The sequence below is a fragment of the Marinilabilia salmonicolor JCM 21150 genome (assembly GCF_000259075.1).
GTDB lineage: Bacteria > Bacteroidota > Bacteroidia > Bacteroidales > Marinilabiliaceae > Marinilabilia > Marinilabilia salmonicolor.
This window is the reverse complement of sequence record NZ_AJKI01000041.1, coordinates 63,294-78,327: the sequence shown is the minus strand read 5'-3', so window position 1 is coordinate 78,327 and position 15,034 is coordinate 63,294. Positions and strand designations below refer to the sequence as shown.

General features: G+C 40.6%; 13 protein-coding genes and 2 tRNA genes. 5 read left to right on the top strand and 10 right to left on the bottom strand.

Annotation, left to right across the window (positions count from 1 at the left end):
* Window positions 1-85 precede the first annotated feature (85 nt).
* The 3 genes from W7W_RS0117590 to W7W_RS0117580 all read right to left on the bottom strand — a co-directional run bounded on the left by W7W_RS0117590 (window position 86) and on the right by W7W_RS0117580 (window position 3,223).
* Window positions 86-667, bottom strand: a complete 582-nt coding sequence (locus W7W_RS0117590) for a thioredoxin family protein (RefSeq protein ID WP_025007162.1) — start codon at window positions 665-667, stop codon at window positions 86-88.
* A gap of 124 nt (window positions 668-791) precedes the next feature.
* A complete protein-coding gene (locus W7W_RS0117585) occupies window positions 792-1,259 on the bottom strand; it encodes a hypothetical protein (RefSeq protein WP_010664979.1) in 468 nt (155 codons plus the stop codon).
* 44 nt (window positions 1,260-1,303) lie between these two features.
* Entirely contained in the window at window positions 1,304-3,223 is a 1,920-nt protein-coding gene (locus tag W7W_RS0117580) for a tetratricopeptide repeat protein (RefSeq protein ID WP_157202505.1), read from the bottom strand.
* A 255-nt stretch (window positions 3,224-3,478) separates the two neighbouring features.
* On the opposite strand from W7W_RS0117580, the gene W7W_RS0117570 reads away from it, so the two are divergent.
* Window positions 3,479-3,937, top strand: coding sequence for a hypothetical protein (locus W7W_RS0117570; RefSeq protein ID WP_010664976.1), 459 nt, complete (start codon window positions 3,479-3,481; stop codon window positions 3,935-3,937).
* Between the two features lie 73 nt (window positions 3,938-4,010).
* Here W7W_RS0117570 and W7W_RS0117565 read toward each other — a convergent pair.
* Together W7W_RS0117565 and W7W_RS0117560 are read right to left on the bottom strand one after the other, a co-directional pair.
* A tRNA-Phe gene (locus tag W7W_RS0117565) sits at window positions 4,011-4,083 on the bottom strand.
* Window positions 4,084-4,230: 147 nt separating this feature from the next.
* Window positions 4,231-4,303 (bottom strand) — tRNA-Phe (locus W7W_RS0117560).
* 231 nt (window positions 4,304-4,534) lie between these two features.
* On the opposite strand from W7W_RS0117560, the gene W7W_RS0117555 reads away from it, so the two are divergent.
* The 3 genes from W7W_RS0117555 (at window position 4,535) to W7W_RS0117545 (ending at window position 7,118) form a co-directional block, all read left to right on the top strand.
* Window positions 4,535-5,761 (top strand): M16 family metallopeptidase, encoded by a 1,227-nt coding sequence (locus W7W_RS0117555; protein ID WP_010664975.1) that lies wholly within the window; start codon window positions 4,535-4,537, stop codon window positions 5,759-5,761.
* On the top strand, window positions 5,748-6,413 hold the full coding sequence (locus W7W_RS0117550) for an O-methyltransferase (protein ID WP_010664974.1): 666 nt from the start codon (window positions 5,748-5,750) through the stop codon (window positions 6,411-6,413). The genes W7W_RS0117555 and W7W_RS0117550 overlap by 14 nt, the downstream gene beginning before the upstream one ends.
* Before the next feature lie 207 nt (window positions 6,414-6,620).
* The gene (locus tag W7W_RS0117545) at window positions 6,621-7,118 is read left to right on the top strand and encodes a flavodoxin (protein ID WP_010664973.1); all 498 of its coding nucleotides are present in this window, start codon (window positions 6,621-6,623) and stop codon (window positions 7,116-7,118) included.
* Between the two features lie 21 nt (window positions 7,119-7,139).
* Here the strand turns inward: W7W_RS0117545 and W7W_RS0117540 are convergent, their stop codons facing one another.
* The 4 genes from W7W_RS0117540 to W7W_RS0117520 form a co-directional block, all read right to left on the bottom strand.
* Window positions 7,140-7,409, bottom strand: coding sequence for a hypothetical protein (locus tag W7W_RS0117540; RefSeq protein WP_025007161.1), 270 nt, complete (start codon window positions 7,407-7,409; stop codon window positions 7,140-7,142).
* Window positions 7,410-7,491: 82 nt separating this feature from the next.
* Entirely contained in the window at window positions 7,492-8,370 is an 879-nt protein-coding gene (locus W7W_RS0117535; protein WP_029510659.1) for a DUF4249 family protein, read from the bottom strand.
* Window positions 8,371-8,373: 3 nt separating this feature from the next.
* Window positions 8,374-10,716 carry a TonB-dependent receptor gene (locus W7W_RS0117530; protein ID WP_010664970.1) on the bottom strand — a complete coding sequence of 781 codons (2,343 nt, stop codon included), beginning with the start codon at window positions 10,714-10,716 and terminating at the stop codon, window positions 8,374-8,376.
* Window positions 10,717-11,000: 284 nt separating this feature from the next.
* Window positions 11,001-12,218, bottom strand: coding sequence for a hypothetical protein (locus W7W_RS0117520; protein ID WP_010664969.1), 1,218 nt, complete (start codon window positions 12,216-12,218; stop codon window positions 11,001-11,003).
* Between the two features lie 291 nt (window positions 12,219-12,509).
* On the opposite strand from W7W_RS0117520, the gene W7W_RS0117515 reads away from it, so the two are divergent.
* Window positions 12,510-13,727 carry an ROK family protein gene (locus W7W_RS0117515; RefSeq protein ID WP_010664968.1) on the top strand — a complete coding sequence of 406 codons (1,218 nt, stop codon included), beginning with the start codon at window positions 12,510-12,512 and terminating at the stop codon, window positions 13,725-13,727.
* A gap of 82 nt (window positions 13,728-13,809) precedes the next feature.
* Here W7W_RS0117515 and W7W_RS0117510 read toward each other — a convergent pair whose 3' ends face one another.
* Window positions 13,810-14,901, bottom strand: coding sequence for an SGNH/GDSL hydrolase family protein (locus W7W_RS0117510; protein WP_010664967.1), 1,092 nt, complete (start codon window positions 14,899-14,901; stop codon window positions 13,810-13,812).
* Window positions 14,902-15,034 lie beyond the last annotated feature (133 nt).

Below are 15,034 nucleotides of genomic sequence, written 5' to 3'. Positions count from 1 at the left end.
GTTATTGGACTGGTGGAACTCGCGATTCTTTTATACATACTCTTTTGTGGCAGGTTTGAGAAATCAAAGTTCCATGCTCGTTTCATTACACCAAATCACAGGCATCCGCCGGCATCCAATGAGCGTCTTTCCCATCCCACTTCACGTTACATCCGATGGGGTTGGTGGCCTGAAAAGGCGAAGACTGTCCCGTTGTCAATGCACCCAGCACTTTATCCAGTGTATTTTCTGTAATTCTTCGTGCATCGCGTGGAGAATCAACTCCCCGCCCGGTATACACAAGCTTTCGCTCCTTATCAAACACATAAAAATGAGGTGTGCGCAAAGCCCCGTAGGCTCTGGCGACATCCTGGCTTTCATCGCGAAGATACACCCAGGGGAAACGATTTTCCTCCATACGCGTCACCATATGGTCAAAATCGTCCTCAGGATAGGTGTTTTCACTATTGGAGTTGATGGCAACAAAACGCACCCCATGACTTTTATACATTTCAGCAGTTTCCCGGGTGATTTCGTCAGAACCAAGCACATAAGGACAATGATTGCAGGTAAAGAAGACCACAAGCCAGGGAGAATCAGAAAAATCTTTTAATGAATAATCCTTCCCATCAGTGGCTGGAAGCCGAAAGTCGGGTGCATGATTTCCAATCTCCAGTGTAAATGCCATAATAAAACTATTTAAAACGTTAGAAACTTCGTTGGTTTGAAAAGAAACAACTAACAAAGCATTCGGTTTAAGAAGCAGGCAAACAACTAAAAGATTTAACCGCAAAATTGCCAACCGGCAGGGGTCACGCTAGTTTTTCATCTGATGTTTGATGGTTGCAAAGTGACCTTAATACGGAAACAATTTCATTTCCCACACTAATAGGAAAACCAGTAAAATCGTATATACCGACAGATTGATCAGCCTTAACAAACTCTGCTTTCTGTCCATCGATAATTATGTCGGAGAGATGTTTTAAACGAATGGTTTTCGGTTTTCGTCGTGAGTTTTTGTATTTCACTCTTTCTGTAGACACCCTTATATAATTTCGCTCTTTCAATAAACGACGATCAAATAAGGCAAAAACAAGGTTCCCTGTACCTCCTGCCAGCAATGCGAGCGACAACAAAAAAAGTCCGGAAGAGGGATCCTGGTTAAATAACCCAAACAATCCTACTGAAATCAACATTACCCCGCATACAATATACAGACGTTTACGGAGCCCACCCAACCTACGGTGCCCGTAGAATTCCACCTTAAAATCTTTTGACATTTTTCTTGAATTTCTTCAAAGATAAGAAAAATAAACCGTTAGATTTATTTCAACCTCTCGGTATTGACAAAGGGATATTCCTTAAATGTACTCCTATCGTCAAACATAAGTCGCTCTGTTACTGCAATATTCACCGGAGTGAAGACAACAGACTTCAATCCACTTGAGGGCAGGGAAATCCGTTCACCATTTTTAAAATAAAAACCTCGAACAAATTCTCCTTCCGAATACTTTTCCTGAATTATTTTATCACCATTAGCCTCCAGAACCCAGTTTTTATCACGTTGTCCATTTTCAAAAGCTCCTTTTAATGCAATAAACTTACTCAACTTCAAGTCAAAAGCCTGTTTTTGAGCCTCCAAAACATCATTCCCCTGTTCATCATTCAACAACTCAAATTTAAAATAATCACCGGTAAAGTTGACGACATACCTGAGAGATCCGTCTTCAGAATAAAAACTCCATTTCCCTTGCATTATGTTGTCAACAAATGCTCCCTCGGCTCGTTTTTGTCCATCAGGATAATAAGAAACATAGGGCCCTGACTTTTTCAGTCCCGGTCCATACACGACATTTGAAACCATCGTGCTATCAATTATCAAATGGTCTGAAACTGAACCAACAAAGAAATTTTTATTTTTATTCCATACCCCTTTCCGGAAATATACAGCCTCCTCCCGTTTAGTAATGTGCCACTCTTTATTGTAAAAAACGGTTACGGAATCTTCCGGAAGGATAAGCAATTCGGGCTTTACCTCATTTATTTTATCTGGCTGATATCGGAATTCCATTACAGACAACTCCTTAAACAACTTCTGATCAGCAGCAACCTGAGATGTATTACCCAATCTGGAGTTCAAAGCAATACGCATCCTGAGAATATCAATATCGAAAGGATGAATTTCCAAAATCTGGCTGCAGTATTGTAATGCAGATGCATCATCACGGTTAAGAACAGCTTCATCAACTAATTTTTTGAGCCTCCCCGCTTCATTTCTTTGAACGGAGGTAAAAAAAGCAAGCGGTCCAACAAATCTAAAATCAGCTGGTATGCCGTTTACTGTCCCCCCAGTCCACTTACCTTCTCCTTTCAGGGCCGTTTTTTTAAAAGCATTGTCAAGTAACTCTGATCCGGAGTATCGTTCTTCTATTTCCCCCAAAGAGCCATCATGCAGTACAGGCACCATATAGGATGAATAAACAGATTTCCCTCTGCTGAGCAATGAAGTCGGGAAATCAACCTCTGTCGCAATATACTTGTGAAATTCGTTAAAACTCACATTGTCAAAAACCGGCTTCTGAAAAGATTCAAGATCCGTTAGTTCTTTAACATCAAACCAACTACCTGTGTTTTTAAGCGAACAAACATTTCCATATTGAGCGGCCTTCAACTCAGGGTCCAAATTTTCAGCAACTTCCCAGTCAACACAAGCAGCTCTGTCATTTCGCAGCATATGGTATGATTGCCCACGATGAAAGTAAGATCCCGCATGTTGAGGATTAAGTTTTACTGCCACATGAAAATCCCCTATGGCAGCATCAAAATCACCCGTTTTCATGTAAGCAATGCCCCGGTGTAAATAATACTCATGACCTTGAGGTGACAATTCTATTGCTTTGCTGTAGTATTCAATGGCTTTTTGGTTATCGTCCTTTTTTCTCCGGATCAGCCCCAAGTAATAATAAAACTCAGGCTTTTCACCTTCCAGCGACAAACATTGAAGAAAATCTGATTCTGCTTTTTGATATTGCTCATCATAAAAATAGCAATAAGCACGATTCCGAAAAAAGAGACTGTTCAGGGAATCCTCCTCAATCGCCATTGAAAAAGACTCAATGGCTAATGAAAAATCCTGTTTATCCATCTGCTTTACTCCGTTATTATTGTAAATCAGACTGTGGTCAACCTGGGAATAGCAGTAACTACTGCAAAAAAGACCGAGGATTAGAAAAAATACTTTCATATCGGGCAAGGGTTTAGAATTCATAAGATTCTCAAAAATAAAAAAATAATTTGAAAATGACCCGAAAATCAAAAGCATGTCCGATAACGAACACCCACTTGTCACGTTAACGAACATGAAAAACAAGTATTCCCTCAACACCATCAACTTCAATGCCTTTTCAATCAGCTACTTACATTTATTGGCACATCCCTTGTTTACACAACAACAACTAACCAAAAAAATAAAAACACAAATAAACAGGAGGAACCAGATATGAAAACTTCAGCTATTTTTTCACTTATTGCTTTGACACTGACCATCAACTTAAATGCTTCAAATCCATCACAGGAGTTCATTGCTTCATTAGAGAATACCTACGAAGAAAACATTGAAGTTGCCGATTGGATGCTTGACATAAATGGATTTGCTGCAGATGCAGATATGATTGAAATAGAAGAATGGATGACTGACTTTGACCAAACATTAGGATCGTTCATTCCCATTGAAAACTGGATGTTGGACGAAACTTTATTTACCGACAACGAAGAGCTTGTAAATTTAGAGGAGTGGATGTTTAACGAGTCACTTTTTACAGATTATGAAGAAAACCTGGCCATTAAAGAATGGATGTTCAACGTTCAGGCATTCACAGGAGACACAAACAACGGTAATGAGACAATAAAAATTGAAGACTGGATGATTAACTTCGACACCTTTTATGCCAGCTTCTGATTGCAAAACCACCCAACCAAAATAAACTTGATTAAACAAAAAAGGCCGGCGAAAAAATCGTCGGCCTTTTTTGTGGTACCACCTGGAATCGAACCAGGGACACACGGATTTTCAGTCCGTTGCTCTACCGACTGAGCTATGGTACCCTTTGTTATTTTTGCTTCTTTCAATTGGTGCAAAAATAACCAAAAACCCAATCAATCAATAACCCTTTTTGTATTTTGGAAACAATCCAAACAATAATTGAATATTTCCTTTTTACTATGAAGGTCAGCCCAATCAAAACCAACCTGTGGTACCACCTGGAATCGAACCAGGGACACACGGATTTTCAGTCCGTTGCTCTACCGACTGAGCTATGGTACCCTCTCAAAAGCGGTTGCAAATATACTGAAAGATTTGTTTTGACAAAACCCCATGGCTGAAATTAATTGTCTCTTTTCACATTTTTAAGATGATATTCCCTGATGTTTAGTTATTTTTGCGGTCAAATTTTTTCAAAAAAAAGCAAAAAAAATAATTGTGGTGCACAAAAAAAACCCATAAAACAACATGATTTGCAAAGAATCCCCTTAATGCATCACACAAATATTGAACATGGATTTATTTACACATACACTTCCCAATGGCATCCGACTGGTCCACCACAGAGTGGCCTCTCCGGTAGGTCACTGCGGACTTATCATCAATACGGGCTCGAGAGATGAAAATGAAAACGAACATGGGATGGCCCACTTTATAGAGCATGTTATTTTCAAAGGCACGCAAAAAAGAAAAACCTGGCACATCCTGAGCCGGCTGGATGATGTTGGAGGAGAACTGAATGCCTACACATCCAAAGAAGAAACCGCCATTTATGCTTCTTTCCTGATTCAGGATTTTGACCGGGCGGTGGAACTTCTTCACGACATTACTTTTCACTCGGTATTCCCTGAAAAAGAGCTCAACAAGGAAAAGGAAGTAATCATTGATGAGATCAACTCCTACAAAGACAATCCCGCAGAACTGATTATTGACGACTTTGAGGAACTGGTATTTGACGATGGCCCGATGGGACACAACATCCTGGGAACTGCCGACTCCATCAAGAATTTTTCGCGGGAAGACATTCTGAATTTCATAGCCAACAATTATCACACAGACCAGATGGTTTTGTGCATGGTTGGAGATATGGATCCCGACAGGTTTTTGAAAACTGCAGATAAATATTTTGGTGCTGAAAGCTCCAATCTGCGAACACAAAAACGTCCTGCTCCACCAAATTACCAACCTTCTGAGTTGCGAAAAGAACTGGACACATTCCAGAGTCATATCAGCATCGGAAACATCGCTTATGACCTTGAGAATCCCAAAAGACTTGGGCTTTCATTGCTCAACAACCTGTTGGGAGGTCCCGGAATGAACAGTCGTCTGAACATGGCTCTGAGAGAAAAAAACGGCATAGCCTATAACATCGAGTCCATCTACTCACCCTATTACGGCACCGGGGTATTCAGCATTTACTATGGCACCGACAGCCAGAACATTGACCGAAGTCTTAAAATTGCCCGCAAGGAACTGGCCCGTTTAAGAAAAAACAAACTGGGGCAGATGCAGCTGCACAAAGCACGGAGACAACTCAAGGGGCAGATCACCATTTCATCCGAAAACAGGGAAAACCTGATGCTGAACATTGGAAAAAGTTTCCTCCTTTACAACAAAGTAGATTCTCTGGCCGACATATATAACAAAATTGACAGCCTTACAGCAATTGATTTGCTGGAGATTGCCAACGAAATTTTTGACGAACAACAACTATCTTACCTTATTTATGAGCAATCATAAAAACCATACCGGAAACATGGATGCTCTAATGGACAGTTACATTGAGAACCATACTACGCCTGAAGATGATTTGCTCTACAACCTGCGTCGGCAAACTCATCTAAAGCTACTGCGCCCCCGAATGGTTTCCGGGCCGGTGCAAGGACAACTTCTGACCATGCTCTGTCGGATGATTCAACCCCAAAGAGTTCTGGAAATAGGCACATTTACAGGATATTCGGCCATCTGCATGGCACGGGGACTTGGACAAAACGGACACATAGACACTATTGAACGTGACGACGAACTGGAAGGATTTATCAGACCCTGGTTTCAAAAAGCGAAACTTGAGGACAAAATCACCCTGCACATTGGAGATGCCTTACATGTAGTCCGAACCATTAATGAAAAGTTTGATCTTGTATTTATGGATGGTGACAAGCGGGAATATCCGGAATATTATGAAGCCATCATAAAAAAGATGAATGCAGGTGGTTTTATTCTGGCTGATAACATTTTGTGGAATGGGAAAGTTGTGGAAGATGCCGACCAGGCAGATGATTACACAAAAGGAATCCTGCGATTCAACACAATGGTAAAAGAGGATGCACGGGTGGAACAGGTAATTCTGCCCATTCGTGACGGCCTTATGATGATTCGGGTTAAGCCCTGAACCTTTCGGCAGGTTTTTTGTTTGAATCTACAAAACTAAATAGTGTTTGTCTATAAAGTCCAACTTCTGCGTTGTTGCTCAAAATCTAAATCCTCAAATACATGAGTATTCTGTGGTATTTATTTTTCACACGCCTTGAATTTGAACTTTCTATTTCAAGCACGTGAGAAACGCTTAGTTTATGGACAGGTACTAAATATCAAAATCATGCAAAAAACAGCCATCATATACGGATCATCAGTAGGCAACACCCGCTTTGTAGCCGAAAAAGTACATGCGGTATTCCCTGAAGCAGACCTCATTCCCGCCGAAACCGCGAATGTGGAAGAATTAAAAAGCTACGATTTTTTTATCATGGGGACTTCCACCTGGGGGGTAGGTCAGATCCAGGACGACTTTGAAACATTTGTGGAAAAATTTCTGACACTGGACCTTTCTAATAAGACATTTGCTCTCTTCGGTCTGGGAGATCAACAAACATATCCGGACACCTTCTGTGATGGCATGGGTAAGCTTTATGAAATCCTTGAAGACAAAAAACCGAGGTTTATTGGCCAGTGGCCGGGAGATGATTATGACTTCAGTGAGTCGAAGGCTTTTCGTAACGACATGTTTGTGGGGTTACCGCTGGATGAAGACAATGAGCCTGATTTAACAGATGGACGCATTGCCATATGGAGTGAAGATCTCAAAGAAGCTCTATAAATTTAATGGCGCGGTAAAAGCTTAATCATTCCCACGATCTTCAACACGAAGCCGATCCAGGTCTTTCTTTTCGAAAAGCGTGGGATAATCATCCATAAACTGATCCATCACGACGCGCATTACCGACTCCCGGATAAAGCGGGCCTTATTTTTGACTTTGTATCTTTTGCAGTAAACCTCAAAGGCTTCAAGCTCCTTATCATTAAGTAAAATGGTAGCTTTGTGCTTACGCCTGAACGCCTCCTCACGCTTTATATATGTATTTTCAGACTCTTTGGCTTTTTTGGCCATATCAATATCCTTTTCTTTTCTGAGCCACAAAAATAAATAAAAATAAGGTATTTACACAGTAACCACAGAGGGTATTTACGAGTCAATCCCCGGCCATAACGGTTATCAAATTATTGATTCCAACTCCCGTCCAACGACCTATACCACCCTCAATATTGGATTCAACGCGATTCCCGTTAAAAACAAACGGATTTTCCTGGTTGTAACGGTCCTTGAACAAACTACTCAAAACCATGTAGGAGACAGAGTCCACTGCACCTGCAAGAACCTCCACCGTATCGCGGAGGTCATATTCATACCTGCCATAACCATTGTAAAAATTTTCTTTGGCATTCAGAGAATACAATCCGAATTCTGAAGCTCTCATAACCTGCAACCTATATAAGCCCTGGTCTGATGATTTCATCACATCAACCGGATTGTAGGATGGATGAAATGATTCCTGTTCAAGACGACTTCTCACCCTTGTAAATAAATAAATATCCTCATTCTGCCCATGCTCAACCTCCATCACCAGATTCCCTGTTGTGTCAGAAACCGCATCAAAAAAAGCATTACTGACCACAGGAGCTGCAGGAATTGAAGTAACTGAACTTAATGTATCTCCGCTTACCTCAATTTTTAAATGGTACTCCACTCCTGTCCTGCCACGAATAGAAACACTTTTATACACAAAGGGCGGAAAGAACCTGTTCTCCCGATATAACGTCAGCACCTCTTCATCTCCTTCAGACGAAGAGATGGTTATTTTAGCATGATTCAAAAATGTATGTCGAATAGATGCAGAATCATAATGGGTCAGATAAGGAGAACTCATTGTTAGAGAGACACTTGCAGCCTTCCCTGATTCGATATATCCATCCACCACAATTTTAGGTTTATAGGCAGGTTGCTCCAACTCCACCTCTTTTGTGCAACCCGCGACTAATAACAAAATTCCAATGCAAATAGCAAACCTCATCTCTTAAAATTTAAACTTCCAACTAACCGAAGGCATCACCGGAAATAATGAAACCTGGGCCACTCTGATGTCAATATCATAATTACTATCGCCTTGATATACTTTGTAATAAACAAAATATGGATTTGCCCGATTGTAAACATTTATGATCGAAAAATCAAGTACCGACTCACTGAAGAAGTCACTGTCCAATCTCAGACTTGCTGAAATATCAAGTCGATGATAAGCTGGCATTCGAAAATTATTGTATCCGACGTAGTCGTTCATTACAGAGCCCATCATCCACATCCTGCCCTCAGGGAGGGTCATATTGTTTCCTGTAGCGTAAATCCATCCGGCATTAAAGGTCAATTTATCACTAACCTTAAAAGAGGTTGACAAAGATAAATCGTGGGTCCGGTCAAATTTATCAGGGAACCATTCTCCGGAGAAGATATCCGGAAAGGAACGTTCTGAGCGGGACAAGGTATAATTCAAGCTTCCCTGAAGTCTTCCTTTATTTTTACGGGCAGACAACTCAATACCATAAGACCGGCCTTCCCCATGAAAAAAATGGTCCTCAAAGTTCATCTTTTCCTCTTCGGTATTCACATTAAACACCAACTGATTATTCAATTGCCTGGCAAATACCCCGGACACCAACTCATATTCATTGATAAGTCTTGAATATTCCAAAGACCATAAATGACCGGTTTGAGGATCAAGGCTTGGAGATGACATCATCCATATATCATTGGGTAAAGGCATGGTACTTAGTGATGCCAGGTGCATCAACTGAACATTTCTTGTCCAGGCAACCCGCACCTCACCTCCTGTCGGCAACTGAAATAACACTGAAAGTGAAGGAATTCCATAAAACTCACTATCCACAACTTCATTTGAAGAAACCGGGTCCGGATTATTTTCGCCCTCATATTGGTATGGCCCGAGATTGAAGTACCATATCCCCCGAAAACCGGCACTAACACTTAGCTTCGGGGAAATATCCCAGGTATCCTCAATAAACCCGCTTAAATCAGCACTTCTAAATTCATCGTTGGCTGTCCTGGTTTCGTTCATCAATTCCATCTCCATATCCTGAGGAATGGTCTGATGCCATGCCCCATCTATTCCTGCACGAATCATGTGAGCCGACTGCTCACTGGTCATCATCAACCCCACAGAATACTTGTCATAACTGCTCTGAAAACGCAAATCTTTGTCAAATATCTCACCATCGAAATCCGACCAGGTTTCCGACCAGGAAGCTTTGGCTGACAAAACAGAATTCGCCCCAGTACGTTGCCTCCACTCCAGGGCAAAAGCCTTATTGCCATAATTAGTTCCTGCATCATATCCAATGTCATTATCATCCATCATAAAATCATCTTCCCCCAGGTACCAACTTAAATAAAAGGTAGTCATATCGAACGGTTGGAAAGCAATTCTGCCATTCAGGTCATAAAAACGGTAGAAACTTCGTTCAAAATAATTATTCTCCTCATTTACAACAAGTCCGGCGATACCTCTGTAAAGCTCCAGATAGCTTCTTCTGAATCCTGCAGTAATGCCAATCTTACCACCCTTACTTCTTTGAGCCACAGCCAGATTAGCAGCAATATTCCCCACAGAGCCACTCACAAAACTTTTTTCTCTCAATGGATCAACAGAAGAAACCAATATGGAAGATGACAGTCCTCCTCTCAAAAAAACAGGATTATGTCCTTTAAAAAGATCTACTTTACTGGTCGTAATTGGGTTAAAAACAGAAAACAACCCCATTAAATGAACCGGATTCATCAACTCCATCCCATCAAGAAAAACTCCGTTTTGCCCAGGCCCTCCACCCCGTACATAAATACCCCCGATCCCTTCACTTACCGACTGAACACCCGTATTCTGCTGGAGAGTTCTCACCACATCAGCTTCTCCCAGTAAAGTGGGCATCCGTGCAATATCTGTCCCGCTAATACGATTCTGCCCCGGAAGTACCTCATTTATTACGGAATTTCTTTTCCCCACAACCTGAACTTCCGATTGCATTAGATCCTTCCGATTAAGTTCAACCACAAAGAACTCCACCGAAAAATCTCTTGCAATAATCCGTTCAGTTTTAAATGACGCGTGACTGACTGTCAATATTGCCTGCTCTATTTCATCCGAAAAACAAATCCTGAAATTTCCTGATGAATCGGTTACTGCCCCACGAGAAAATACATTTTCCCATACATGAGCATCACTTACGGCAATACCTGTTTGTCGGTCAAGAATTCGACCGGATAGACATTTGTTTTGAGCTTTCACCAAATTCCACCCAGGCAGAAACAGCAAAAGAAAAACAATCAATATACTTAAATCGCGGTTCAAATTGTTTTTTATCAAAAAAATAGTGCCCGTCTATAAAGTCGGGAAAATTTATAAAAAGTCATGTATCTGGTCAGAAAGTGCCAGTTGCAAAGCCTGCCCCGATTTTTTTCGGGGGCTTTCGAAGCCGCCAAAAACGGAGTTTACTTGGGTAAATGAGTATTTTGGCGGCAAGCATAACGACACAAATGGTACTTTATGGACAGACACTAAATAGATATAAGAAAGGAGACCGCATGATTGCGGTCTCCTCTTCCTGTATTACATTAATTTTAATTTCGTCTTGATTATTCGATGGTCACATCGTAATTCTCCTCAGCATCCTCTATCATATCCTCAAAACTCTTAATCAGATCAATAAAATCATCCTCTCCAAAGTAGGAGTCATCCATATAAGAACCATCAGAGAATTTCATCCGGAAATCCAAAGATAAGCTCTCCGTACCATAGTAATCTGTTTCTGTCTTAACATAAGCTTCTCCCGTGGCTATCACCTCATTGCTGTCGTTATACTTCAGCTTCAGGCTCATATTCTTATTTAAAATCTCAGCTTCTTTTTCAAAAGCCTGCTGCTCATTTTCAACACTTTTAATTGAGGTCATATCATCCATCATCCCTTTCCAGTTGGCATTTCCTTCCAGCTTCAGGTTGTCGATGGCAAACCATATATTGGAGGATTTAACGACATCCTGGCCGTACAAATCACCGCTCTCACCGTCTTCTTTCATGTTTCCATATGAAAAGCTCCCATCGCTGGAAAAATGTGACGATAAAATATTGTCACCATTGAAAGTAAATGATTGATCAACTGACACGGTTGAAGAAGAACGTGCAACAGAGGTAGTAAAGTTATACTCTTCCACTGTCCAGCTTTCAGATACAGATGTTGGAATACCATCGGCATCGTAAGCAGCATTGAAACTAAAAGTAATCAATGAAACATCATTCACGGTCAATTCAACATCAAAAGAAGTAGGAAGTTCCTCACTAACCTCAACCAAATCAGCATTATCAGTGGTAATAAAATTAAAGTTGGTAACAGAAATCGTAGCATTATTAACTTCATTCTCAAAGGTGGGAAAATGATAAGTTATCTCATCATCGCTGGAAGTTTTGCCCCATACGTTGAATTCGGCATTATAGGTATAAATACCTGCTTCGTCTTCAAACAACAGGCTCAGGCTGGATTCGTCAATGGTTGAGTTTTTAAGATTAAAAGCAACTGATTGTCCTTCACTCAACGCCAACACTGGTTTTATAACGCCGGAAACACCACCAGTGTATTCTGTTGATTCAAGCAGGTCATTGAAATCCAACATCGCCGTAACAGCGTCCAGGTTACTCATATTCTCAAGCTGGTCGACTACATTCAAGCCGCTCTGTTCCATGTTTTCTTTGTGTGTTTCGGGTGAAAGGTTACTCATTTTATCCCCATCGTCATCATCCTTACAACCGGAAATGACACTCAACAGCGCCAATGCAAAAAGAAAGCTTTTGATTTTCATAGAAGTTAAAGTTTAAAATTTAATAGTTTGAATAAATGCATTATTCAAATTTAAGGGTTTTTTAAACATATCACATGCATTACAATCAATTTGTTTATTCATAAAATAATAGATCCAAAATGAATCCGGTCTAATTAATCAATTATTAAATTATCATTTTAAATACACCCCCTTAGTTTTATTTTTTTTTAATTATCCATCAATAATTTATTACATTTACAAAAAATGTATATTTTACCCTTATCAAGGAATTTATTTTTACAAAGATTTAATACATAATAATTCACCACCATGTGGCTCAATAACGTTCTTTCTGAATCCGAGGAAGTTAGCAATAAAAGCAGACAAGCAAAACAAAAAAGAAAAATTATTCGCGCATTGTCCAAGTCCAATGTGCCTTTAACCATTCCGGAATTACAGAAACAGGTTAGAATAAGCACCCCAACAACCATCAAATTAATAAATGAATTAATCACGGACCTCTTGGTTCTGGAGGAAGGCAAAAAAGAAACCGAAAACGGAAGACGTCCAACGCTTTACACCCTAAACATAGACAAATTTCATGCTATCGGTGTGGAGATTCTTTTTAAAAGAATAAGCATCGCAGTCGTCAGGCTGGACCAAAAAGTTATTCTGGAAAAACAGGACATAAATTTCAGACTCGAAAACACACCAGAGTGTCTTGAGACCGTCATTTCATTTATCCAGGAAACATTAAAGGAATGCCAAATTGGGAAAGAACATATTCTGGGCATTGGCATTGGTCTCACCGGCAGGGTTAACACATTGACAGGAGAATCATACAATTTCTTTAATTTCCGGGAAGAACCACTTGCCCAATATCTGACAAAACGGCTCAAAAAACAGATTTTTATTGACAACGACACCCATGTCATGGGACTTTCCGAACAAGTATTGGGTCAGGCCAAAGAAGCCAAAAATGCATTGGTTTTAAATGTCAGTCGAGGTCTTGGGATGACCATCATTGCTCACAAAAAAATTGTTACCGGGGGCATGGGATTTGCCGGAGAGTTTGGCCACATGCAAATGAGCAACTCGGAGAAATTATGCATTTGCGGCAAAAGAGGGTGCCTGGGAATGGAGGTATCCGGGTATGCGCTGGAAGAAAACTTCAAAAGTGACATATCCGGGGGCGGCATATCTCTTGCAAGTAATAACAAAGAACTGGAAGGCATACGTTACGACGATATTATTGAGGCGGCCAATGAAGGAGATGGCTTAAGCATTAACCTCCTTCAACAAATGGGTGAAAAATTGGGAATGGCACTGGGTAATATCGTAAATCTCCTTAATCCTGAACTGATCATTATAGGCGGAAAGTTTGCCCAGGCCGGCTATATGTTTACCGATTCCATCAAAACCGGAATGAATAAAACCGCATTAACCATTCCTCTCAGATATTTGACCATAAAAACTTCTCAACTTGGAAGGGAAACGGGTTACATTGGTGCTTCAGCTATGGTCTTTAAGCAACATGATTTGATTTAATTAACAAAAATGGCGGATTAGAATCCTCCATACCTGTGAATATTATACTTTGACACAATACATGTCGTAGATTAGGAACAACCTATTGCCATCCCATCACAGTTGAAATAACGGGAATTATATGATCGGCCATCTTTTGCTGACCACTATACGAGGGGTGTGCATCGGCTCCAAAATCGGTATCAGCATCAAGCAAAGTCGGTGGAATTCCGATGAAATAGACATTCTCATCAGCGTTTAGCAAACCATTGTTTTGAACCACTTCCTTCACATAGGTATGACACGGCTCATTTGTCAAGGGGCCCACCACGCAAAACACAGGGACAGCTCCATAAGCTAACCGTACCTGTTTGATTAATTTCTCGTAAGCTCTTTGAAAAACCACCCTATCTGGATGAGGCTCAGTTGAAAAATCATTGGTACCAAGATTTATGATTACAGCATTAGCCTGCCAGTTCGAGAAGTCCCATTCAATAGAATCATCCATATCCAAAGAACGGCCAAAGCGCTGAGGCATTGTGGCAAGTAGGGTGGAAACTTTCTGAGAATCACCGTAGTTTCGAACCACTCCAAGCCCTGAATGGGCAATCACATGATAATCTGCTTTCAGTGCTTCTGCAATTATTGTGGCATATGACTTACCTACATTCTCGGTGCGCGGATCGAAATCATCCTCCCTGCTTTCTGATTCAGCACCATATCCGCAGGTAATTGAGTTTCCAACAAACTCAATGCAGCGGTCAACCTCCTTCTCCCATGGTAGCAACCTCCCTTTATGGGACAATTCAATCCCGTAAAAATGAGTCTCCCCCATCTCCCCCTCGGTACGTTTAAAAAACCTTGCCTCGTGGGGTCCATTACCAATTATCCCTTTTATCACAGCTATTGTATCTTCTTTGGCATGCAAAATTTCGAACGGTTCACCATCTACAAACAAATCAAAATAGTTTCGCTCCCCACCTTTAAAATGAAGCTTCAACTCGTTGCCGGTAAACTGAAAACGAACTGTTACGCCCGGCCAATCGTAACGGGCAATCTGTTTATCTGAAAAATCCACCCGCCCCATATAATTGAAGTACTCATGACTGGCAGAAAAAAAGTTTTCTTTATTTTGAGAAATAATACTTACAGACATTAAAAAGAAAAATACTGTTATTAAAAGACCTGACTTCATTTGCTTAATTTATTACTGTTTAACTTTTATACCCCACCAAAACCACATAGATGGTCGACAATCAACTGCATATACAGCAGGACAATTGAACAGTATCACACCTCACAATAAATGCTCTGCATCATTGTATCTT

Coding starts and splice junctions, on each gene's coding strand:
- W7W_RS0117585 (WP_010664979.1), bottom strand. CDS start 1,259: ATGTCAAAAGATTTTAAGGTGGAATTCTACGGGCACCGTAGGTTGGGT.
- W7W_RS0117510 (WP_010664967.1), bottom strand. CDS start 14,901: ATGAAGTCAGGTCTTTTAATAACAGTATTTTTCTTTTTAATGTCTGTA.
- W7W_RS0117555 (WP_010664975.1), top strand. CDS start 4,535: ATGGATTTATTTACACATACACTTCCCAATGGCATCCGACTGGTCCAC.
- W7W_RS0117520 (WP_010664969.1), bottom strand. CDS start 12,218: ATGAAAATCAAAAGCTTTCTTTTTGCATTGGCGCTGTTGAGTGTCATT.
- W7W_RS0117580 (WP_157202505.1), bottom strand. CDS start 3,223: ATGAAAGTATTTTTTCTAATCCTCGGTCTTTTTTGCAGTAGTTACTGC.
- W7W_RS0117570 (WP_010664976.1), top strand. CDS start 3,479: ATGAAAACTTCAGCTATTTTTTCACTTATTGCTTTGACACTGACCATC.
- W7W_RS0117535 (WP_029510659.1), bottom strand. CDS start 8,370: ATGAGGTTTGCTATTTGCATTGGAATTTTGTTATTAGTCGCGGGTTGC.
- W7W_RS0117545 (WP_010664973.1), top strand. CDS start 6,621: ATGCAAAAAACAGCCATCATATACGGATCATCAGTAGGCAACACCCGC.
- W7W_RS0117540 (WP_025007161.1), bottom strand. CDS start 7,409: ATGGCCAAAAAAGCCAAAGAGTCTGAAAATACATATATAAAGCGTGAG.
- W7W_RS0117515 (WP_010664968.1), top strand. CDS start 12,510: ATGTGGCTCAATAACGTTCTTTCTGAATCCGAGGAAGTTAGCAATAAA.
- W7W_RS0117550 (WP_010664974.1), top strand. CDS start 5,748: ATGAGCAATCATAAAAACCATACCGGAAACATGGATGCTCTAATGGAC.
- W7W_RS0117590 (WP_025007162.1), bottom strand. CDS start 667: ATGGCATTTACACTGGAGATTGGAAATCATGCACCCGACTTTCGGCTT.